Here is a 21,044-nt window from a genome sequence, read left to right on the forward strand (position 1 = left end):
CATCCACGAAGGGCGTGGATCTACCGCAGGCATCCCCTGCTCAGAACCCGACGCGCAGGTTGATCTGCCCACCCACATCGCGGCGGCCATCGCCATGCTGGCCCTGTACGAACATCGACAGCTGGCTGTTGCGGCCGAGGCCGACCGCCACGCCCACTTGGCTGACCAGGGCATTGCGTGCCATCACCGCGCTGTAGACATCGAAGGCATCGCCACCGACCGCAAAGCGGTTGCGGCTGGCCACATCGGTATCCCCCGACGCATGCTGCCAACCCAGGCCGACCGTCAGCTGCGCCGGGAAGCGCTCGCCGCTGCCCACGTCCCAGCGCCCACGCACGCCCACGGTGCTGACATTGAGCGTGTCCTTGCCGCCTTCCAGCACCAGTGCCGCGCTGCCGCCCTGCTCCACCGCACGATCGCTGTCGACCCAGTGCTTGGTGAACTGCACATAGGGCTGCAGCTGGGTCCTGCCGTGGGTCCATGTCCAGCTGCCTTCCACCTGGGCGATGGTCACATCGGAATCCTGGCGGCTGTACAGGGTCTGGCCCAACAACGGCACTTCACGCGTGGCGCGCGTGCGGTAGTCACCGCGCGACACGCTGCCACCAACCGCAAAGCCGTTGTTCCACTGTCCCTGTGCATACAGGCCGAACGTGTTGCCACGCAGGCGGGCCCGCGAGCTGCGATCATACAGCCGCGTATCCAGCCGTTCGTTGCCGGCCGCTGCACCCAGCACCACATGCTCGCCCAGCTGCCAGTCGACACCGGCCATCAGCGCATTGCGATTGGCGCGGATCTCATCGCCATTGCCGTCGCCATCCTGCCTGAACACCTTGCCACTGCCGGCCAGCCAGGCCGAAGCGCGCTCGCCACGCACGGTCGGCAACTCGCTGCCGAGTCGCTGGCGGATGCCTTCTTCCAGGTAGTTGTCGTACAGCAGCACCGCGCGGCTGGCCGCGTGCACTTCACCGGAGAGCTGTTCGAATGCGCTGCGCGCAGTGCCGGCGTCATACATCAGCACCGTGTTGTACAGGCCCAGGGCCGCGCCACTCTGCGGCAGGCTGTCCAGCGCCGCGGCGGTGTTGTACTGGTTGCGCGTGTTGGCCACGGTGGTGAACGCTGCGGTCTGTGCCACGTCGATCTGCAGGTTGGCCGTGTTGGCGGTGTAGACCGGGGTGATGGTCAGGAAGGCCGACGGCGAGGTTGCCGAGGCAAACTGCCCACTCACGCCACCGCCCGCATTGACCACCGTGTACTGCTGGCCCTGCTGGTAGCTGGTGCTGGGCGAAATGGTGTTCACCCGCACGGTGCTGCCGCCCACATTCGCGCTGCCGCCCACCTGCACCGTGTCGCTGCCGGTGGCGCCCAGGTCGATGCCCAGCGTGCTGCCCGGTGACAGGTTCAGACTGCCGCCCACCGTAATGGTGCCGGCGCCATTGCCCGCACCACTGCCATTGCCCGCGCCATTGCCCGGCGACAGCACGCCGCCGCTGGATACCGTCACGCCACCGCCGGTACCACCGATGGTGCCGGTGCCGGACAGGGTCGTACCACTGCCGATGGTCCACTGGCCGCCGATCGTGCCGGTGACATTCAAACCGCCGCCGGTGACCTGGCCGGTGCCGCTGAAGCCACCACTGTTGCCGCCCAGATTCAGCGTGCCCGGGCCGGCCTGCACGATGCTGCCGCCGCCGGTGATGCTGCCGCCAAGCGTGGTGGTGCCACCGGTGTTGATGACCAGGCCGCCGTTGTTGGTGATGTTGCCGGTGATCGAGCCACTGGCCCCACCATTGCCGACCTGCACGGTGCCGCCAGGGTTGATGGTGGTGCCGCCGGTATAGGTGTTGTTGCCGGTCAGGGTCACGGTGCCGGTACCGGCCTGGGTCAGGCCGCCACTGCCGCTGATGGTACCGCCCACCGTGGTGTTGCCGCCGACGTTGAACACCAGGCTGCCGTTGTTGCTGACATTACCGGTGATCGCACCGCTGGCGCCGCCATTGCCGACCTGCAGTGTGCCGCCGGTGTTGATGGTGGTGCCGCCGGTATAGGTGTTGTTGCCGGCCAGGATCACGGTACCGGTGCCCGCCTGGGTCAGACCACCGCTACCACTGATGGCACCGCCGACGGTGGTGGTGCCGCCTACGTTGAACACCAGGCTGCCGTTGTTGGTGACGCTGCCGCCGATGGCACCGGTCGCACCGCCATTGCCTACCTGCAGCGTGCCACCCGCGTTGATCGTGGTCGGGCCGGTATAGGTGTTGTTGCCGGTCAAGGTCAGCGTACCGCTGCCGGCCTGGGTGAGGCCGCCACTGCCGCTGATGGTGCCGCCCAGCGTGGTATTGCCCGCCACGCTGGACACCAGCGTGCCGTTGTTGGTGACATCACCGACGATTGAGCCCATTGCCCCGCCATTGCCCAGCTGCAGCGTACTGCCGGCGTTGATGGTCGTGCCGCCGGTATAGGTGTTGGTCCCGGTCAGCAGCAGCGTACCGCTGCCGGCCTGGATCAGGCCGCCGCTGCCACTGATGGTGCCGCCCAGCGCGGTGTTGCCGGCCACGTTGGAAATCAACGCGCCATTGTTGGTGATGTCGCCGGCGATGGCGCCGGTCGCGCCGCCGTTGCCCACCTGCAGCGTGCCGCCGGTATTGATGGTGGTCCCGCCGGTGTAGGTGTTGTTGCCCACCAGGGTCAGCACACCGCTGCCCGCCTGGGTCAGGCCACCACTGCCGCTGATCGCACCGCCGACCGTGGTGTTGCCCGCAACGTCGAACACCAGGCTGCCGTTGTTGGCAACGTTGCCGGTGATCGCGCCGGTCGCACCGCCATTGCCCACCTGCAGCGTGCCACCGGCATTGATGGTGGTGCCGCCGCTATAGGTGTTGTTGCCGGTCAGGGTCAGCGTGCCGCTGCCGGCCTGGGTCAGGCCGCCACTGCCGCTGATGGTGCCACCGAGCGTGGTGTTGCCGGCCACGTTGGATACCAGCGCACCGTTGTTGGTGATGTCGCCGACGATCGCGCCGGTCGCACCGCCGTTGCCGATCTGCAATGTGCCACCGGCATTGATCGTGGTACCGCCGGTGTAGGTGTTGTTGCCGGTCAGCACCAGCGTGCCGCTGCCGGCCTGGGTCAGGCTGCCACTGCCGCCGACTACACCGCCCACGGTTGCCGTGGTGCCGAGGTTGTAGACCAGGCTGCCGTTGTTGGTGATGTCGCCCAGCACCGAACCGGTGCTGCCGCCGTTGCCGATCTGCAGCGTACTGCCACCGTTGATGGTGGTGCCTCCGGTATAGGTGTTGTCGCCACTGAGGGTCAGCGTGCCGGTACCGCTCTGCACCAGGCCGCCGGTGCCACTGAGGACGCCGGCGAACGTGGTGCTGCCGTTGTTGCCGCCGGTGGTCAGGGTTGCACCGCCCAGCACCACGCTGGAACCGGTCACGCCAGCGAGGCCTCCGATGCTCTGGCTGCCACCGGCACTGATATCCAGCGTACCGGCACCGGCCAGGTTGACCGTGCTGGCACCGGACAGGCTGCCGCCGGCTGCCACCGCCAGCGTCCCACTGTTGATGGTGGTGGTGCCGGTATAGCTGCTGGCACCGCCCAGGGTGACCGTCGCCGCGCCATCCTTCAGCAGGCCACCGGCACCGCTGATCGGGCCGTTCAAGGTCAGTGCGTTGCTGCCGCCCAGAGTCAGCGTGCCGCTGGCCAGCTGCACGGTGTTGGCCAGCGTCAGCGCGCTGGTGCCATCCAGGCTGGCGTTGCCGCCTACGGTCAGCGCACCGGTTCCCAGTGAACCGTCGTTGCCCAGTAGCAGGCCACCGGCATTGAGGGTCACGCCGCCCGTGAAGACGTTGACGCCAGTCAAGCCCTGGATGCCTGCGCCGTTCTTTACCAGCCCCCCCGCCCCTCCGATGGTGCCGGCGAACGTGGTGTTGCCCACGCCATTGAGGGTCAGCGTGCTGCCACCCAACGCCACTGAAGAGCCTGCCACGCCTGCCAGCGAACCGATCGCCTGCGCGCCCCCCGCACTGATGTCGAAGGTGGTACCGGCGTTGGCCAGGTTCACCGCACCCGTCGCAGCGAGGCTGCCACCGGCGCCGATCGCCAGCGTGCCGGCATTGATGGTGGTGCCACCGGTGAAGGTGTTGGTGCCGGTCAACGTCTGGGTACCGGAGCCTTCCTTGATCAGCCCACCGGAGCCAGCCACCGAGCCACTGAACGTGCCATTGGTGGCGTCTCCGATCGTCAGCGTGTTGGCGCCCAGATTCACCGTGCCGTTGCCGATCAGGGTACCGAACTGCTGCGTGCCGCTGCCTGCCGACAGATCGAAGGTCGCCCCCGAGGCCAGGTTGACGATGCCACTGGCGTGCAGGCTCGCGCCCGCGCCCAGTGCCAGCGTACCCGCGTTGATGTTGGTGCCGCCGGTGTAGGTGTTGGTGCCGTTCAAGGTCAGCGTCGCGGCCCCCTCCTTGGTCAGGCTGCCGAGACCACTCAGGTTGCCGTTGAGGGTGAGGTTGTTGCTGCCCAGGACGGTCAACGCGTTGTTGAGGATGAAGTTGTTGCCGAGGATGACCGCAGTGTTCGAATCGAGCGTCGCAGCGCCTCCGACCGTCACCGTACCGGTGCCCAGCGCAGCATTGTTGCCGACCACCAGGCCACCGGCGTTGAGCGCCACGCCACCGCTGAAGGTGTTGGCACCGTTGAGCGTCTGCACGCCCGCACCGTTCTTGATCAGGCCGCCACTGCCGCCGATCACACCGCTGAAGGTGCTGTCCACGGTGCCGCCCAGAGTCAGCGTGCTGCCACCCAGCGCCACCGTGCTGCCCGCCACGCCGGCCAGCGAACCGATGGCCTGGTTACCCGCGGAGATGTCGAGCGTGCCCGCACCGGCCAGGTTCACCGCGCCGGTTGCGGCGAGGCTGCCACCGGCACCGATTACCAGTGTGCCGCTGTTGATGGTGGTCCCCCCGGTGTAGGTGTTGGCACCGCTCAGGGTTACCGTGGCCGCACCGTCCTTGATCAACCCACCTGTACCCGAGATCACACCGCCCAGTGCCAGCGACTGGCTGCCGAGCAGATCAAGATTGGCACCCGCTGCCAGGCTGATGTTGTTGGCAAGGCTGACGCCGGTCGTTGCATCCAGTGTTGCGTTGCTTCCGACCGTCAACGCACCGCTGCCGAGCGCAGCGTTGTTGCCGACCACCAGGCCACCGCCGTTCAGTGCAACGCCACCACTGAACAGATTGGCGCCACCCAGCGTGAGGATGCCGGCGCCATTCTTGACCAGGCCACCGGTGCCGGAAATCGCGCCATCGAAGAGGCTGTTGCCCACGCCACCGAGTGTCAGCGTCTGTGCCCCCAGGCTCACCGTCGAGCCGGCCACGCCGTTCAACGACCCGATGGTCTGGCCGGCCCCTGCGGTGGAGATATCGAAGCCGGTGCCTGCAGCGCTCAGCGTCACCGCGCCGGTCGCGGCCAGGCTGCCGCCCGGACCAATCGCCAGCGTGCCGGCATTGATGAAGGTGCCGCCGGTGTAGGTGTTGGCACCGGTCAGCGTCTCGATGCCCGCGCCCACCTTGGTCAGGCCACCGGTGCCTGCGATCGAGCCACTGAAGGTGCCATCGGTGGCGCCGCCCACTTCGATCGAGTTGGCGCCGAGGTTCACCGTACCATTGCCGACCAGGGTGCCGAACTGCTGCGTGCCGCTGCCGGCAGACAGGTCCAGCGTGGCACCGGTGGCGAGGTTCACGGTACCGCTCGCCGCCAGGCTGGCACCGGCGCCCAGCGCCAGCGTGCCGGCGTTGATGTTGGTGCCACCGGTATAGGTGTTGGCGCCGTTCAAGGTCAGCGTCGCGCTGCCATTCTTGGTGAGGCTGCCGGCCCCGGACAGGACGCCGTTGAGCGTCAGTGCATTGGTCCCGAGCACGGTCAGCCCGGCGTTGAGCGCGATGTTGTTGACCAACGTTGCCAGGCCGGTGGTATCCAGCGTGGCGGCACCACCAACAGTCAATGCGCCGGTGCCCAACGCCGCATCATTGCCAAGCACCAGTCCGCCCGCGTTGAGCGTTACGCCGCCGCCAAACGTGTTGGCTCCGGACAGCATCTGTACGCCCGCGCCTGCCTTGATCAGACCGCCGCCGCCACTGATCACGCCATCGAACGCGGCGTTGCCGGCCGTACCGAAGGTGAGCGAATTGCCGCCCAGCGCCAGGGTGCTGCCACCCGCACCGTTGAGCGCGCCGATGGTCTGGCTGCTGCCGGCACCGGAAATATCAAAGCCAGCGCCTGCACCCAACGTGACATCACCCGCTGCAGCAAGGCTGCCGCCCGTGCCCAGCGCCAGCGTGCCGGCATTGATGGTGGTACCGCCGGTGTAGGTGTTGGCACCGGACAGCGTCAGCGTGGTGGCACCATTCTTGACCAGGCTGCCATTGCCGCCGACCACGCCCGACAGCGTCAGCGCAGTGCTGCCCGGCAACGTCAGTACGACGCCCGAGCCCAGCGTGACCGCATTGCCGAGCGTCACTGCCGCGCCCGCGTCCAGCGTGGTACTGGCATTCACCGCCAGCGCGCCGGTACCGAGCGCACCATTCGCACCGACCACCAGGCCACCGCCGTTCAAGGTCAGGCCGCCACCGAAGGTATTGGTGTTGTTGAGGGTCAGCAAGCCCGCACCATTCTTGATCAGGCTGCCATTGCCCGCCACCACGCCACCGAGAGTGAGATCGTTGCTGCCACCCAGCGTCAGCTGCGTACCGGCACCGAAGTTCACTGCGTTGGCCAGGTTCAGCGCCACGGTGCTGTCCAGCGTGGTCGTGCCACCAATGCCCAGTGCACCGGTACCGAGTGCGCTGGCGTTGCCCAGAACCAGGCCACCGTCGTTGAGTGCAAGGCCACCACTGAAAGTATTGGCACCGGACAGCGTCTGCACGCCGGCACCGGTCTTGATCAGGCCGCCGGCACCATCGATCACGCCGGCAAAGCTGCCATTGCTGGCGCCGCCAAAGGTCAGCGACTGCGCGCCCAGCACCAGCTGGCTGCCTGCCACGCCATTCAGCGCGCCGATGGTCTGCGCCGCACCGGCTGCGGAGATGTCCAGCGTCGCACCGGCACCGGCAAGATCCACCGCACCGGCCGCGGCAAGACTGCCGCCCGCCCCCAGCGCCAGCGTGCCGGCGTTGATGGTGGTGCCACCGGTGTAGAGGTTGGCGCCGGACAGGGTGAGGCGGGCCGCGCCGTCCTTGATCAACCCACCGGCCCCGAATACCGGACCGGTGAGCGTCAGGTCATTGCCGCCCAGCACGGAGAGATTCGCACCGGCGGCCAGGCCGATGAGGTTGCCTACGGTGAGTGCAGACGTTGCATCCAGCGAAGCGTTGCCGCCCACGTCCAGCTGGCCGGTACCCAGTGCCTGCGCATTGCCCAGCTGCAGCAGGCCCGCGTTGAGGCCGACACCCCCGCTGAAGGTGTTGGGTCCATTCAACGCCAGCGTGGCCGTACCATTCTTGACCAGGCTGCCAGTGCCACTGATGAGACCGCCCAGTGACACGTCCTGGCTGCCCAGCAGATCCAGCGCCGCGCCTGCCCCGAGGTTGACGTTGTTGGCGAGGTTCAGCGCTACTGAACTGTCCAGCGTGGCAGTGGCGCCCACCGACAGTGCACCGGTGCCCAGTGCGCCGGCGTTCCCCAGGAACACGCCGCCGCCGTTGACGGTGAGCCCACCACCGAAGCTGTTGGTGCCGTTGAGGGTCAACGTGCTGGCACCGTTCTTCACCAGCCTGCCGGTACCGGACACCACGCCACCCAGCGTGATCGCCTGCGAGCCCGGCAACGACAGTGCCGCACCGGCGCCCAGGTCAACGTTGTTGGTCAGGCTCAACGGGGCGCTGCCATCGAGCGTGACGTTGCCGCCGATGCCCAGTACTCCGGTACCGAGCGCGCCGCTGTTGCCCAGCAGCAGGCTGCCGGCGTTTGCGTTCAGTCCACCGCTGAAGGTGTTGGTGCCGTTCAAGGTCAGTGTCGACGCGCCATTCTTGACCAGGCTGCCGGTGCCAGTGATGTTGCCGCCCAGGGTCAGGTTCTGGCTGCCCGGCAGGGTCAGGGCCGCGCCGAGGTTGATCGCATTGCCCAGGGTGAGCGCTGCAGTGGTGTCCAGCGAACCGTTGCCACTGACGGTCATCGCACCGCTTCCCAGCGCACCGGCATTGCCCAGCACCAGGCCACCGGCCGCAAGATTCCCCCCACCGCTGAAGGTATTGGCGCCGGTCAGCGTCTGCACGCCACTGCCCTGCTTGACCAGGCTACCGGTGCCGCCGATCACGCCAGCGAAGGTCTGGTTGGTGGCATCACCGAAGGTGAGCGTACTGCTGCCCAGTGCCAGGGTGCTGCCCGCCACACCGGACAATGCACCGATGGTCTGGTTGCCACCCAGCGCGATATCCAGTGCGCTGCCAGCGCCGGCCAGGCTGACCGCGCCGGTCGCCGACAGGCGCCCACCACTGACCAATGCCACCGTTCCGGCATTCACCGCCAGCCCACCGGTGAACGTGTTCGCGCCGCCCAACGTCAGCGTGGCAGCGCCGTTCTTGACCACGCTGCCGCTGCCGCCAATGACACCCCCCAGCGTCAACGCGTTCGAGCCCAGCACATTGAGCGAACCACCGGCGCCCAGTGTGATGCCATTGCCCACGGTGAGCCCGGTGCTGGCGTCGAGCGATACCGCGCCGCCGACGCTCAGTGCGCCGGTTCCCAGTGCACCGCCGTTGCCCAGCACCAGGCTGCCGGCGTTGAGCGCCAGACCGCCGCCGAATGTATTGGCGCCGTTGAGGGTCAGTGACGACGCACCATCCTTGATCAGGCCACCCGCGCCGCTGATCACCCCGTTGAACGTCAGCGCCTGCCCGCCAAGCAGATTCAGGCTGGCACCCGATGCGAGGCTGACCGCATTGGTCAGCGCCAGCGCCGTGGTGCCGTCGAAGGTGGTGTTGCCGCCGACAGAGAGTGTACCGCTGCCCAGCGCGGCGGCATTGCCCAGCAACAAGCCACCGGCGTTGAGCGCAACACCGCCCGTGAGGCTGTTGACGCCCGACAGGGTCTGCACACCGGTGCCGACCTTGATCAGGCCGCCGGTGCCTGCGGCGAACGTGCCGCTGTAGCTGGTATTGCCCAGCCCGCCCAGGGTCAGGGTGTGGCTGCCGAGGTTGACCGAACCGCCGAGGCCGGCCAGCGAGCCGATGGTCTGGTCGGCCGCCGCCGAAAGATCCAGGCTGGTGCCGACGCCCAGCGTGATCGCACCGGTGGGCGACAGGCTGCCGCCCGCGCCCAGCGCCAACGCGCCCCCGGCCAGGTTGAAGCTGCCGCTCAGCGAATTGGCACCGTTCAAGGTCAGCGTGCCGGCACCGTTCTTGGTCACGTTGCCGGCACCGGATATCGAGCCACTCAATGTCAGCGCATTGCTGCCCAGCAGGTTCAGCGAGCCCCCGCCATTGACCACCAGGTTGTTGCCCAGGGCGAAGCCTGCCGTCGTATCCAGCGAGGCGCTGCCACCGACGGTCAGGTTGCCGCTGCCGAGTGCACCGGCATTGCCCAGCAGCAGGCCGCCGGCATTGAGGTTGACGCCCCCGGAGAACAGGTTTGCGCCGCCGAGAGTAACAATGCCGGTGTTGTTCACCGTCAGCCCACCAGCGCCTGAAAGCACGCCATTCAAGCCGAACGCATTGGTCCCGGCCAGGGATAGATTGCCGCCGAGGTTGAACGCATTGGCCAGATTCAGACCGGCCGTGGAGGATGCGATGGCACCGCCGTTGGCCGTGAACAGCCCTGTGCCGAATGAACCGGCATTGTTGAAATTGACCAGGCCATCATTGAGCGTCGTCGGGCCGGATGCGCCCCATGCGCCCTGCAGGTTCCAGGTACCGCTGTTGACGGTGAGCTTCTGGAAGTTGAGGTACTGGTTCCAGCCCAGTGTGGTCACCGCTCCGCCGGTGCCGGAGCCCGGACCGCTGACGACGTTCTGCAACACCAGCGTGTTGTTGGCCGCGCCACTGCCGGTACCGGCGTCGACCGTTCCCGCTGCCGCAACCTTCACCCCGGTAACACCCGTAATCACGCCGGCAAGGGCGGTGCCACCGCCGGCCACAACGCTGGAACCCGACACTGCGGTGAAGGTATTGCCGCCGGTTGAATCACCCAGGTGAACGCTGCCACTGACCGCCCCTGCATTGAGGAACGTATTACCGCCAGAAGCGCCCAGGCCGACACGCCCGTCGATGGTGCCGGTGTTGGTCACATTGGCTGCCGCGCCACCATAGGTCACGACCGTGGTCGCGTCGGAAACGCTGCCCACACCGATCAACGACGTGCTGATCAGGCCGGCATTGTTGATGGTGGTGGTGCCGTTGACGTTCTGTGCCACCAGCGCCTGTCCACCGAAGCCCAGCAGCGTTGCGATGTTGACGACACCCTTGATCTGTCCACTGGCGTTGTTGTTGACGACGATCGCGCTGTTGTTGGCGGAACCATTTCCGATGACCAGGCCGGGCGAGGCGAGGACGATCGAGCTCGGATCGATCGTGCCATTGTTGTTGACCGTCACGTTGTCGCCAGTCAGCGTTGCTGCGTTGCCTCCACCTACGATCGGCGGCGTACGCAGCAACGCACCCGCGGCAATGTTCAGCGTGAGGCCGCTGGTCACGTTGGAGTAGTTGTTGATGTTGGTGGTGCTGTCGCAGTTTACTGTCGTGGTGCCCGTACACGCCGCGAATGCCGATCCGCTGGCCAGTGTGGCGGCCAGTGCCGCCGCCAGCTGGTGCGCCCGCAATCGCGGCACCCGCCCTGCGCCGACCGCGCTTCCGCCGGGATTCCGGGTGAACTCCGAAGCAACCTGCATTACCCCAAGGGCGCGATTGAAAACCAGACGGTAAATGCGGTTCATCGGCAAATCTCCATGAAAAGACCGGATGGCACAGCTGGCAGGTTTTTCGAGACAATGCGGTCCACCCCTGCTCCCGATACGGGAACAAGGCCTGAAGGCATTAACTCCTGAAAATCTTCACATCTTCACGTGATCGCACCCCGGGACAGGTACGTCAGCGTGTCCACCAGGACGAAAACTCCCCGATTTCGCCCGACGAATGGCGGCACTGTGCGACCGGCCGTGCCAGCGGCATGTGAATCGCGCGCGTTATTTTCATGACGCACGTCAAATAAAATAGGCAGGCAGAATGATTTTGCCGAAAATGCATATCGCTGCATGTGGCGGAGAATCCATTCCCCGCCATGAGTAAATAAATTCAGCTGCTGGAGAGTTTCATCAGCACCAGGCCGGAAACAATCAGCACCGCTGCACCGATCCGCATCGGGCTGACCTGCTCCCCCAGGAACACGATGCCGACCACGAACGCGCCGACCGCGCCGATGCCGGTCCAGATCGTATAGGCGGTGCCCAGCGGCAGGCTGCGCATGGCCACCGCCAACAGCCAGAAGCTGGCGATCATGCCGATGATGGTGACCACGGTGGGGGTGAGACGGGTGAAGCCTTCGGACTGCTTCATGGACACGGCCCAGACGATTTCGAGCAGGCCGGCAAACAATAGATAGATCCAGGCCATGACGGCCCTCCTCTTGGTAGGGCCAGGCCGTCCTGGTCTTTGATTCCCGATGTGGGGGAGGTCGTTCCTCCTGGCCGGCATTCTAGCAACGGGAGCCACGCCCGGCCGCCGTGGCCGGGAACGGGTTACAGCCGATTCAGTGCGTGAAGCTGGCATCGACGCACCCGCCTGCGCTAGAATGAGCGCCTGCCATCGGCTAGCCGATGTGCAGTCCGGCTGTGGTCTCCGGCGCATCGCGCGCTGCTTCCCCTGATCCGTGAACTGGCCGCCCTCGGGGCGGCCAACGTCTCTATGGTGGCCCCGTCGGCCCCTCGCGACGCTAGGTCGAAAACCCCGCCAGGGCCGGAAGGCAGCAACGGTATCGATCGACGCGGGCGCCGAGGTCAGCCGGCGGGGCCATCGCCTTTTCTGGCGACACCCGGCCCTGGCAGCTGCCAACCCTGGTTGGCGCCCCTCGCCGGGCATGGCCCAGCGCTACTGCAGCGCTCGCTCCAGCGCCTCCAGTTCGGCAGCCCGCGCCGTATCAGCGGGCTGGCCGGTCCTGCTCACGGCGGATCCTGCACCAGTACGTGCGGCGCGGTCGGGTCGGCCAGCGGCACACACTGCCCCGGCTGCGCCACGCGGTGCCCGCGTACGGCCAGCGCTTGGCCATCGGCCACGCTGGCGTAGTGGTAGAGCATCATCCGCGCCTGCAGTTCGATGCTGTACTCACGCTCCAGGTCGTCCACGCCCGTGTGTGACGGGTTGCCATGCAGGCCGCAGTCGTGGGCGATCAGTTCGTTGTCGTTGGCGTAGCGCGCCAGCATCTCCGGAATCGGCCGGGTATCGCCGCTCCAGGTCAGCGCGCCCTGCAGGCGCAGGCCATAGGCCGTCTCCGGCCAGTGATGGCGCACCGGAAACACCTCCAGGCGCATCCCCTCATGCCAGAACGCCTCGCCCACCACGATCAGGTGGAAGGCATCCCAGAAGTTCGCACCGCCCTCGGCCAGCACGTTCGGATAGTCAGCAATGCGCTTGTGCAGCAGCGGCACCACCGTGGCAGGCACGTACAGGCGCACCTTGCCGCGCCGGTGCGCATTGAAGAAAGTGTCCACGAACAGGCGCTCGAAGCCGGCCACATGGTCCAGGTGCACATGGGTGACGAACAGCGCCTGCGGCATGTGCCCGTAGTGCGCCTTGAACGCGGTGAGGCCTTCACCGCCGCAATCGATGGTCAGCCACGGGCGACCACCGCGCTCGATCACCGACATCGGCGATCCCAGCTCGACCGCCGACGCATTGCCGACGCCGAGGAAACGCAACGACCAGTCCATCAGGTGCCCCGGTTCCACGCCATGTCATAGGCACGGCGCAGCCGTGCGTAGTCCTTCTGCACATCTTCCACGCTGCGCTCGCCGCGCAGCTTGACCAGCGAGCGCAGCAACCGCTTGAGGTTGCGTTCGCGCCAGCCAGTGGCCGGGATGCGGATCACCCCACGGTCGAAATCGATCAGCCAGCCATGGCCACTGCCATCGAACAGGATGTTGTGCGCGTTGAGGTCGGCATGGTCCAGGCCGGCACGGTGGAAACGGGCGATCAGCCGCCCGGTCTCTTCCCAGGGCGCGCCCCGGCCCGCAACCAGTGCGCGGTCGGCCAGCGAGCGCACGTCCTCGATCCGTTCCATCAGGATCGCCGCCCGGTAGCGCAGGCCTTCACGCATGTAGAACGCGGCGATCGGCCGTGGCACCGGCAGCTTCTTCTCGCGCAGCGCGCGCATCAGGCGGAATTCGGCGAAGCTGCGGGTCCGGTCCGAGCCGCGCCAGAGGTACTGGTCGTGGCTGATCCGGGCCGCCATGCCGCCGCGCAGGTAGTGGCGCAGCACGCTGGCACCGAACGGCGCATCGACGAACCAGGCGCTGCCGCGGCCGCCCTCGCCCACCGGGCGGGCCTTGCTGCCCCAGTGCTGGGGCGAGAACAGGCCAATATCGGCTTGCCGCAGCCGCTCGCGGTCGAACAGAATGGCCCCGATGCCGCGACCCTCGCGGCATGGCGTCAGCGCTTCATTGGCGTCGAATGCGACCATTTCATTGAGTCTAACAACACATGGCATCAGCGTCCTCCTCCTTGTGCCTCCTGCGCTTGTCCGCACTTGGCGATGTCACCCACGTGGTGCCCCTGGTGCGCACCCTGCAGGCCGCACGCCCGGACACGCCGATCCACTGGATCATCGACAAAGCCGGCCACAAGCTGCTCGACGGGCTGCCCGGCGTCACCTTCCATGCCTACGACAAGAAGAGCGGCATGGCCGGGGTCAAGGAACTGCGCAGGCACCTGCCACCGGGGCGCTTTGAAGCGCTGTTGCAGATGCAGGTCGCGTTCCGCGCCAACCTGCTGTCGGCCTTCATTCCGGCCGAGCGCCGCATCGGATACGACCGCAGCCGCTCCAAGGACCTGCACGGGCTCTTCATCAACGAGCGTATTCCCGATCGCCCCGGCATCCACGTGCTGGATGCCATCGGCAGCTTCTGCGAGCCGCTGGGCCTGCGCCAGACCGAAGTCAGCTGGGATCTGGCCGTGCCGCCGTCCGCCTTCGAGTGGGCCGCCGCGCAGTGGCAGGACGATGGCCGCCCGGTGCTGATGATCTCGCCCTGTTCCAGCCACGTGCGCCGCAACTGGTACGCCGACCGCTACGCCGCGGTGGCCAACCATGCCGTCCAGCGCGGCTGGCGGGTGGTGCTGTGCGGTGGCCGCAGCGAACTGGAGCGCCACATGGCCGATGCGATCCAGGCGCAGCTGCAGACGCCTGCATTGGACCTGGTTGGCAAGGACACGTTGAAGCAGCTGCCTGCCCTGCTGGCCCGCGCCAATCTGGTGATGACCCCGGACTCGGGCCCGATGCACATCGCCAACGCAATGGGCACCAAAGTACTGGGGCTGCATGCGGCCAGCAATCCGGACCGCAGCGGCCCGTACTCGGACCGCCGCTACTGCGTGGACCGCTACGACGACGCAGCGCGCAAGTACCTGGCCAAGCAGGCCACCGATCTGAAGTGGGGCACCAAGATCGAGTTCGACGATGTAATGGAACTGATTACCGTCGAAGACGGTATCGCCGCCTTCGAACGCTACGTCGCCGACCACCTGGGGTGAGCGGCGGACTGCCCGGGATCACGTGCGCTGCGCGTAATCCTGATAGGACTTCTCTTCCACGTACGCCGAACCCAGCGCCAGGTTGATCGCCTTCTTGATGCGCGCGCGCTCGTCGTTGCGCAGGTAGACACTGCGCGCCAGGTCGATGAAGCCCTGGTCGAACGCCTGCGCCTTCTCCTTCAGGCGGATGTCGTCCTCGATGTCCCACAGCTGCTCGTTGACCGCCTTCAGCTCGGCACGCAGCTTGGCGATGTCCTTCACCGCAGCCGGGTGTGCCATCCAGGTCTGCTCCAGCGCCGACAGCTCCCTGCGCACATTGGCCAGCTTGCCCTCGTCGCTGATGCGCTCGGACTTGATCTGCAGGATCGAGATCTTGTCCAGCAGCTCGCCGAAGGACACGGGGACGAGGATTTCAGCGGTCATCGGGGAAAGCTCCAGCAAGTGATGTGTGCAGTTTAACCCGCGACTGGCGATGGGACAGTTCAGGTAGAGCCACGCCGCGCGTGGATGGTCCAGCCCTGCAGCAAGTGCATCCACCCATGGCGTGGATTTACTGATGCATCTGCTGGAACAAGCCCCTCTGTTGAGGGGCTGCCCCGACAGGGGCGGGGAGAGGCCGGCAAAGGGAGGGGCCCGAACGTTGCACGGCAACGTTTGGGGCGACGCGCAAAGCGCGTCGCGTCCCGCGCCAGATCAGGACATGGTCACTACAGCGCAACTCGCGCTGTCCATCCACGCATGACGTGGATCTACGGATGCATCTGGAGAAACAAGCCCCTCTGTTGAGGGGCTGCCCCGACAGGGGCGGGGAGAGGCCGGCAAAGGGAGGGGCCCACGCGTTGCACAGCAACGTGTGGGGCGACGCGCGCAAAGCGCGTCGTGTCCCGCGCCGGATCAGGACATGGTCACTACGCCGCAAATCCCGATGCGCATCCACGCATGGCGTGGATTCACGGAGGCAATCTGGTGGAACAAGCCCCTCTGTTGAGGGGCTGCCCCGACAGGGGCGGGGAGAGGCCGGCGAAGGGAGGGGCCCACGCGTTGCACAGCAACGTGTGGGGCGACGCGCGCAAAGCGCGTCGTGTCCCGCGCCGGATCAGGACATGGTCACTGCGCCGCAAATCCCGATGTGCATCCACGCATGGCGTGGATTCACGGAGGCAATCTGGTGGAACAAGCCCCTCTGTTGAGGGGCTGCCCCGACAGGGGCGGGGAGAGGCCGGCAAAGGGAGGGGCCCACGCGTTGCACAGCAACGTGTGGGGCGACGCGCGCAAAGCGCGTCGTGTCCCGCGCCAGATAAAGAAAAAGGGCTGCCGTTCGGCAGCCCTTTTTCTTTATCTGGCGGAGAGGGGGGGATTCGAACCCCCGAGGCGCTATAAACGCCTGCCTGATTTCGAGTCAGGTACATTCAACCACTCTGCCACCTCTCCGGGTGGTCCCCGGCGGACCGGGGACGCGCATCATACGAGGAAGTGAGGCCGGCGACAAGTCATTCCGGTCAACGAAGTGAAAATTTCCTGAGTGCATGCCTTGCCGGATGCCTGCAGCCCCCCGATGATGCCTGTCTCCCCAGCAATACCCCGCCCCCGCACCCCATGATCGAATTCGGACACCTCACTCACCCCGGCCTGCGCCGCGAGCTCAACGAAGACACCTACTACGGTGACAGCGAGCTGGCCCTGTGGCTGGTGGCCGATGGCATGGGTGGCCACGCCTGCGGCGAGGTGGCCAGCGCGCTGGCGCGCGAAACCATCGTGCGCGAGATCCGCCGTGGCGCGCCGCTGGCCCAGGCCATCCGCACCGCTGACGAAGAGATCATCCGCGCCTCGCGCCGGCGCAACGACACCCTGCCGATGGGCACCACCGTGGTCGCCGCACGCGTGCAGGGCAATCGCTATGAAGTGGCATGGGTCGGTGACAGCCGCGCCTATCTGTGGCGTGACGGCCAGCTGGCCCAGCTCAGCCAGGACCACAGCGTGGTGCAGGAACTGGTCGCGCAGGGCAACCTGACGGCCGAACAGGCGCGTGCGCATCCACATCGCAACGTGGTCACCCAGGCGCTGGGCGTGACCGACCCGGCGCATCTGAACGTGGCCACCACCAGCGGTGAGCTGCGCCCGGGCATGCAGCTGCTGCTGTGCAGTGACGGCCTGACCGAGGAAGTGGACGACCGCAGCATCGCCCGCACCCTCGCCTTCGACGATGCCAGCGCGCAGGAATGCGTGGACACGCTGGTCGCGGCCGCGCTCGACGGCGGTGGCCGCGACAACATCAGCGTGATCCTGGTGCGCTGCCATTAAGCGGCAGATCCACGCCATGCGTGGATACGGCACTGCCGGCCAGCGTCCGGCAGTACCCCATGCCAGGCATTACGCGCTGGCGGGCTCTTCCACCTTCGGGCCATCCCACAAGGCGTAGCCGGCCTTCTTGCGCAGTCGTTCCAGACGCGCGCTGTGCGCTTCCAGTTCAGACGGGGTGGCCACCACGCGTGGGCGCGGCAGCAGTTTGCTGGTATCGAAGGCCTGCAGCGCGGCACCGGCGCCACCACCGTCATCGTCGCCCGTGCCGAAGCCGATCTCTTCCTGGCCCGAGGTCAGCGCGATATAGACATCGCCCAGGATCTGCGCGTCGAGCAGGCCGCCATGCAGCGCACGGTGCGAATTGTCCACGCCCAGGCGCTTGCACAGCGCATCCAGCGAATTACGCTGGCCCGGGAAGCGCTCGCGCGCCATCACCAGGGTATCGATCACCGTGCAGCGATCGGTGATCTTTCCATACTGCGGGCCCAGCAACGACAGCTCGTTGTCGAGGAAGCCCAGGTCGAACGCCGCGTTGTGGATGATCAGCTCGGCGCCATCGATGAAAGCCAGGAACTCATCGGCGATCTGCGCGAAGTCCGGCTTGTCAGCCAGGAACTCCAGGGTCAGGCCGGTGACTTCCTGCGCGCCCTGTTCGAATTCGCAGTCCGGCTTGATGTACTGGTGGTAGTTGTTGCCGGTCGGGCGGCGCTTGAACAGCTCCACGCAGCCGATTTCAACGATGCGGTTGCCCTTCTTCCATTCCAGGCCGGTGGTTTCGGTATCGAGGATGATCTGGCGCATGGACTCAGTTTACCGGGCTGGCGTCACGGATCTGGATGGCCGCGTTGCGCGCCAGGGTATCCACCCGCTCGTTGTCCGGGTCACCGGAGTGGCCCTTCACCCAGCGCCAATCGATCTGGTGCCGCAGCGTCGCCGCATGCAGGCGCTCCCACAGCTCGCGGTTCTTCACCGGGTCGCCGCCGGCGGTCTTCCAGTTCTTGCGGATCCAGCCGGGCATCCATTGGGTCAGGCCCTGCCGCACGTACTGCGAATCGGTATAGAGCACGATGTTGCACGGCTCGGTCAGCGTTTCCAGGCCGGAAATGGCCGCCATCAGCTCCATCCGGTTGTTGGTGGTGTGCGCTTCGCCGCCGCTCAGTTCACGCTCGTGGCCCTTGTAGCGCAGCAGTGCAGCCCAGCCGCCGGGGCCAGGATTGCCAAGGCAGGAGCCGTCGGTGTGGATTTCAATGGTTTTCAATACAACTCCAGATCAGGTAGCAACGGTGCCGTGCCAACGCACCGGCAACGGTTTCGGCCCGGGCAGGGCCAGCGTTCGCTTTTCAGCATGGAACAGGCAGGCCGCGCGCAGTGGCGACCAACCGCCCGGGCGACGGCTGCCGGCGCCGCGCCAGAGCGGGCCGAGGAAACGCATATCGTCGCACTCCAGCCCGTGGCGGCCGAGCAGCAGGCGGATCCGCTGCGGCGTGCGCACCACCAGCCCGTGCTGGCGCCAGTGCGTGCGGTAAGGGCTGAACGGGTTGAGGCTGCTCAGCCACAGATGGCCGCCCGGCATCAGCACGCGCTCGCACTCATCGAGCAACCGATCAGCGTCAGCTGCGGTGACATGCTGCAACACGACCGCATTGACGCTTTCATTGGCCAGCGGCAGCGGCAACGCACAGCGGGTGTCGCCGGCATAGCCGTGCCCCTGCCGGTACAGGCGCAGGCCGCGCCCGCCAAGCTGCGCATCGTCCAGCCATGCGGCACTCGGCGCGATCCACAGCCAGGGCTGCACCGGCAGCAACGACAGCTGCGGCAGCAGCAGTTGCCGCTCCAGAACGCGCAGGGCTTCCGCCGGTTCGCTGTCGAACCACGGGGTCTGGCTCGCTTGACGGGTGCTCTGCAGCGCGGGCATGGTCCAATTCTATGCGACTGACTGCCCTGCCCGCATTTGCGGACAACTACATCTGGACCTTGATCGACGACGACGGTAACGCCGTGGTCGTCGATCCCGGCGATGCCGCGCCGGTGCTTGCGCTCGCCGATCAGGGCCTGCGCGTGGACACGATCCTGCTCACCCATCATCACGATGACCACATCGGTGGCGTGCCGGTGCTGCAGGCACGTTTTCCTGGAGTCCGGGTGATCGCACCCGTCGAGGAGCGCATCCCCACGGCAACTGAACGGGTCGGCGAAGGTGAACGCGTTCAGGCACTGGGCCGGGCGTTCCACGTACTATCCGTGCCCGGGCATACCCGCAGCCACATCGCGTTTCACACTGCTGAACATCTTTTCAGCGGAGATTCGTTGTTCAGCCTGGGCTGTGGACGCCTGTTCGAAGGTACGCCGTCCCAGCTGCTGGCATCGATGCGCAAGCTGGGTACCTTGCCCGCGCAACTGCTGCTTTGTTGCGCTCATGAGTACACCGTGTCAAATGCCGTCTTCGCGCGGCATGTCGACCCCGCCAACGCTGCCTTGCGGCAGCGCCAAGAGGAGGCTTTGGCCATGCGCCGCGATGACCGTTCCACCCTGCCGGTAACCCTGGCCAGCGAATTCGACTGCAATCCGTTCCTGCGTGTGCACACTGCGCCGATCCGCGCGTCGGTGTCGGCGCACCTGGGCCGTGACGTCGTTGACGACGTCGACGTGATGGCCGGTCTCCGGCACTGGAAAGACGGCTTCCGCGCATGATGCGCCGAAGTCTGCCGCTGGCCCTGGGCCTGGTCCTGGGGCTGGCCGGAACCGCCGGCGCCCAGTCGCTGGGCGCTGGCATCGGCCAGAACCTGACCGCCGCCGCGGCCCTGCCGCTGGATCCGGCCGCGTTGCCGGCCGCGTCGGTCCGCAACGGCCAGGAGATCTTCTCCAGCTTCCGCGACGGCCTGGCCGAGCCCACCTGCAATGCCGAGGCCACCAGCCCGCGCTGGCAGAAGCAGTTCGCCCACGCCCCGTCGCGCCTGGCCAACCAGGATGACGATGCACTGGTGCTGTTCGGCTATGTGGTCGAAGAGCTGCGCAAGGCCAACCTGCCTACCGAGTTCGCGCTGATTCCGTTCGTGGAAAGCGGTTACCGGCCCAATGCACGCAATGGCAGCGGCCCGACCGGCCTGTGGCAGTTCATCGCCACCACTGCGCGCAATCACCGCGTGCCCATGGCCAACGGCTACGACGGGCGCCTGTCGGCGGTCGATTCCACCCAGGCCGCAGTGCGCTACCTGAAGACCCTGCACGGCATGTTCGGCGGCGACTGGCGCCTGGCCACCATGGCCTACAACGCCGGCGAGTACCGCGTGCTGCAATCGATGCGCAAGGCCGGCATGAACGCGCAGAACGCCAAGCCCTCGGCGCTGCCCGGCCTGTCGCCGGTCACCCATGCCTACGTCGAGAAGCTGCATGCCCTGGCCTGCGTGCTGGAAGATGTGGAAGACCAGCCAGGTGTCATGGCCTCGCTGGACCGCACCGTGCCCGTACTGAAGGACCACACCCTGCCCGCCGGCACCAGCGTCCAGCAGTGGGCCGCACAGCGTGCCCTGGACCCGGCCAGGATCGTCCGCCTCAACCCCGCCCTGGCGGGCGGTGGGCGCGTCTCGTCCGGCACCACCCGCGTACTGGCGCCGGTCTCGGCCGCCAGCGCGACCGTGGCGGACACCGCCACCGCACTGGTGGCCAGTAGCGTACCTGTTGCCGCCGCCTCGCCAGCGCCACAGGTCGCCAAGACCGTGGCCGCGATCGCCGATCGTCCGCGCAGTCGTCGCCACACCGTGCGGGATGGTGAATCGGCCTGGACCATCGCCCGCCGCTATGGCATGCCGGTCAAGGCGCTACTGTCGCTGAACGGCCTGAGCGGCAGCAGCGTGCTGAAGCCGGGCGCCGTGCTGCGCGTGGAGGACTGAGTCCGGCGCGGCACCGCCGCGCCCTGCCCGCCCCTTTGTTCTGGAGAGCCGAGCCCACGCTCGGCTTTTTTCATGCCTGCGCCCAGCAGGCGCAGTCGAGCATGGCTCGACGCTACGC

At 66.9% G+C, this 21,044-nt stretch carries 12 protein-coding genes, 1 tRNA gene and 1 other RNA gene; 5 read left to right on the forward strand and 9 right to left on the reverse strand.

Features of this window, described 5'->3' with window-relative positions; genetic code table 11:
* Positions 1–40: 40 nt before the first annotated feature.
* Both AC5P7S_RS07345 and AC5P7S_RS07350 read right to left on the reverse strand, forming a co-directional pair.
* Entirely contained in the window at positions 41–10,930 is a 10,890-nt protein-coding gene (locus AC5P7S_RS07345; protein ID WP_495213617.1) for an autotransporter-associated beta strand repeat-containing protein, read from the reverse strand.
* 358 nt (positions 10,931–11,288) lie between these two features.
* Positions 11,289–11,606: a DMT family transporter gene (locus tag AC5P7S_RS07350; protein WP_005415486.1), complete on the reverse strand. Its 318-nt coding sequence runs from the start codon at positions 11,604–11,606 to the stop codon at positions 11,289–11,291.
* A 300-nt stretch (positions 11,607–11,906) separates the two neighbouring features.
* On the opposite strand from AC5P7S_RS07350, the gene ffs reads away from it, so the two are divergent.
* Positions 11,907–12,003, forward strand: an RNA gene (ffs, locus tag AC5P7S_RS07355) — signal recognition particle sRNA small type.
* A gap of 148 nt (positions 12,004–12,151) precedes the next feature.
* Here ffs and AC5P7S_RS07360 read toward each other — a convergent pair.
* Positions 12,152–12,919 (reverse strand): MBL fold metallo-hydrolase, encoded by a 768-nt coding sequence (locus AC5P7S_RS07360; protein ID WP_005415485.1) that lies wholly within the window; start codon positions 12,917–12,919, stop codon positions 12,152–12,154.
* The gene (locus tag AC5P7S_RS07365) at positions 12,919–13,668 is read right to left on the reverse strand and encodes a 3-deoxy-D-manno-octulosonic acid kinase (protein WP_005415484.1); all 750 of its coding nucleotides are present in this window, start codon (positions 13,666–13,668) and stop codon (positions 12,919–12,921) included. The genes AC5P7S_RS07360 and AC5P7S_RS07365 overlap by 1 nt, the downstream gene beginning before the upstream one ends.
* A 20-nt stretch (positions 13,669–13,688) precedes the next feature.
* Here AC5P7S_RS07365 and AC5P7S_RS07370 point away from each other — a divergent pair, with 20 nt between their 5' ends.
* A complete protein-coding gene (locus AC5P7S_RS07370; RefSeq protein ID WP_005415483.1) occupies positions 13,689–14,735 on the forward strand; it encodes a glycosyltransferase family 9 protein in 1,047 nt (348 codons plus the stop codon).
* A gap of 18 nt (positions 14,736–14,753) precedes the next feature.
* Here AC5P7S_RS07370 and AC5P7S_RS07375 read toward each other — a convergent pair whose 3' ends face one another.
* Together AC5P7S_RS07375 and AC5P7S_RS07380 are read right to left on the reverse strand one after the other, a co-directional pair.
* Positions 14,754–15,158 (reverse strand): DUF6165 family protein, encoded by a 405-nt coding sequence (locus AC5P7S_RS07375; protein WP_005415482.1) that lies wholly within the window; start codon positions 15,156–15,158, stop codon positions 14,754–14,756.
* Positions 15,159–16,075: 917 nt separating this feature from the next.
* Positions 16,076–16,166: transfer RNA gene (locus tag AC5P7S_RS07380), tRNA-Ser, on the reverse strand.
* A gap of 165 nt (positions 16,167–16,331) precedes the next feature.
* Here AC5P7S_RS07380 and AC5P7S_RS07385 point away from each other — a divergent pair.
* Positions 16,332–17,036, forward strand: a complete 705-nt coding sequence (locus tag AC5P7S_RS07385; protein ID WP_005415481.1) for a PP2C family protein-serine/threonine phosphatase — start codon at positions 16,332–16,334, stop codon at positions 17,034–17,036.
* Positions 17,037–17,105: 69 nt separating this feature from the next.
* On the opposite strand, the gene dnaQ is transcribed toward AC5P7S_RS07385, so the two are convergent.
* From dnaQ to AC5P7S_RS07400, 3 genes are read right to left on the reverse strand one after another with little or no spacing between them, the layout of a single operon-like run.
* A complete protein-coding gene (gene dnaQ, locus AC5P7S_RS07390) occupies positions 17,106–17,837 on the reverse strand; it encodes a DNA polymerase III subunit epsilon (protein WP_095377041.1) in 732 nt (243 codons plus the stop codon).
* A 4-nt stretch (positions 17,838–17,841) separates the two neighbouring features.
* Entirely contained in the window at positions 17,842–18,294 is a 453-nt protein-coding gene (gene rnhA / locus AC5P7S_RS07395; protein WP_005408275.1) for a ribonuclease HI, read from the reverse strand.
* 12 nt (positions 18,295–18,306) lie between these two features.
* Positions 18,307–18,951, reverse strand: a complete 645-nt coding sequence (locus AC5P7S_RS07400) for a methyltransferase domain-containing protein (RefSeq protein WP_065185797.1) — start codon at positions 18,949–18,951, stop codon at positions 18,307–18,309.
* A gap of 11 nt (positions 18,952–18,962) precedes the next feature.
* Between AC5P7S_RS07400 and gloB the strand changes: the two genes are divergently transcribed.
* The gene (gloB, locus tag AC5P7S_RS07405; protein WP_005415478.1) at positions 18,963–19,727 is read left to right on the forward strand and encodes a hydroxyacylglutathione hydrolase; all 765 of its coding nucleotides are present in this window, start codon (positions 18,963–18,965) and stop codon (positions 19,725–19,727) included.
* The gene (locus AC5P7S_RS07410; RefSeq protein WP_065185795.1) at positions 19,724–20,926 is read left to right on the forward strand and encodes a lytic transglycosylase domain-containing protein; all 1,203 of its coding nucleotides are present in this window, start codon (positions 19,724–19,726) and stop codon (positions 20,924–20,926) included. Before gloB ends, AC5P7S_RS07410 begins: the two co-directional genes overlap by 4 nt.
* Positions 20,927–21,044: the final 118 nt, after the last annotated feature.

Source organism: Stenotrophomonas sp. YJH_SMC_32 (assembly GCF_059369975.1).

Bases quoted from the DNA above. Each gene is read 5' to 3' on its own strand.
- AC5P7S_RS07345 (WP_495213617.1), bottom strand. From the start codon at position 10,930: ATGAACCGCATTTACCGTCTGGTTTTCAATCGCGCCCTTGGGGTAATG.
- AC5P7S_RS07370 (WP_005415483.1), top strand. From the start codon at position 13,689: ATGGCATCAGCGTCCTCCTCCTTGTGCCTCCTGCGCTTGTCCGCACTT.
- AC5P7S_RS07410 (WP_065185795.1), top strand. From the start codon at position 19,724: ATGATGCGCCGAAGTCTGCCGCTGGCCCTGGGCCTGGTCCTGGGGCTG.
- AC5P7S_RS07365 (WP_005415484.1), bottom strand. From the start codon at position 13,668: ATGGTCGCATTCGACGCCAATGAAGCGCTGACGCCATGCCGCGAGGGT.
- AC5P7S_RS07385 (WP_005415481.1), top strand. From the start codon at position 16,332: ATGATCGAATTCGGACACCTCACTCACCCCGGCCTGCGCCGCGAGCTC.
- dnaQ (WP_095377041.1), bottom strand. From the start codon at position 17,837: ATGCGCCAGATCATCCTCGATACCGAAACCACCGGCCTGGAATGGAAG.
- AC5P7S_RS07360 (WP_005415485.1), bottom strand. From the start codon at position 12,919: ATGGACTGGTCGTTGCGTTTCCTCGGCGTCGGCAATGCGTCGGCGGTC.
- AC5P7S_RS07375 (WP_005415482.1), bottom strand. From the start codon at position 15,158: ATGACCGCTGAAATCCTCGTCCCCGTGTCCTTCGGCGAGCTGCTGGAC.
- AC5P7S_RS07350 (WP_005415486.1), bottom strand. From the start codon at position 11,606: ATGGCCTGGATCTATCTATTGTTTGCCGGCCTGCTCGAAATCGTCTGG.
- gloB (WP_005415478.1), top strand. From the start codon at position 18,963: ATGCGACTGACTGCCCTGCCCGCATTTGCGGACAACTACATCTGGACC.
- AC5P7S_RS07400 (WP_065185797.1), bottom strand. From the start codon at position 18,951: ATGCCCGCGCTGCAGAGCACCCGTCAAGCGAGCCAGACCCCGTGGTTC.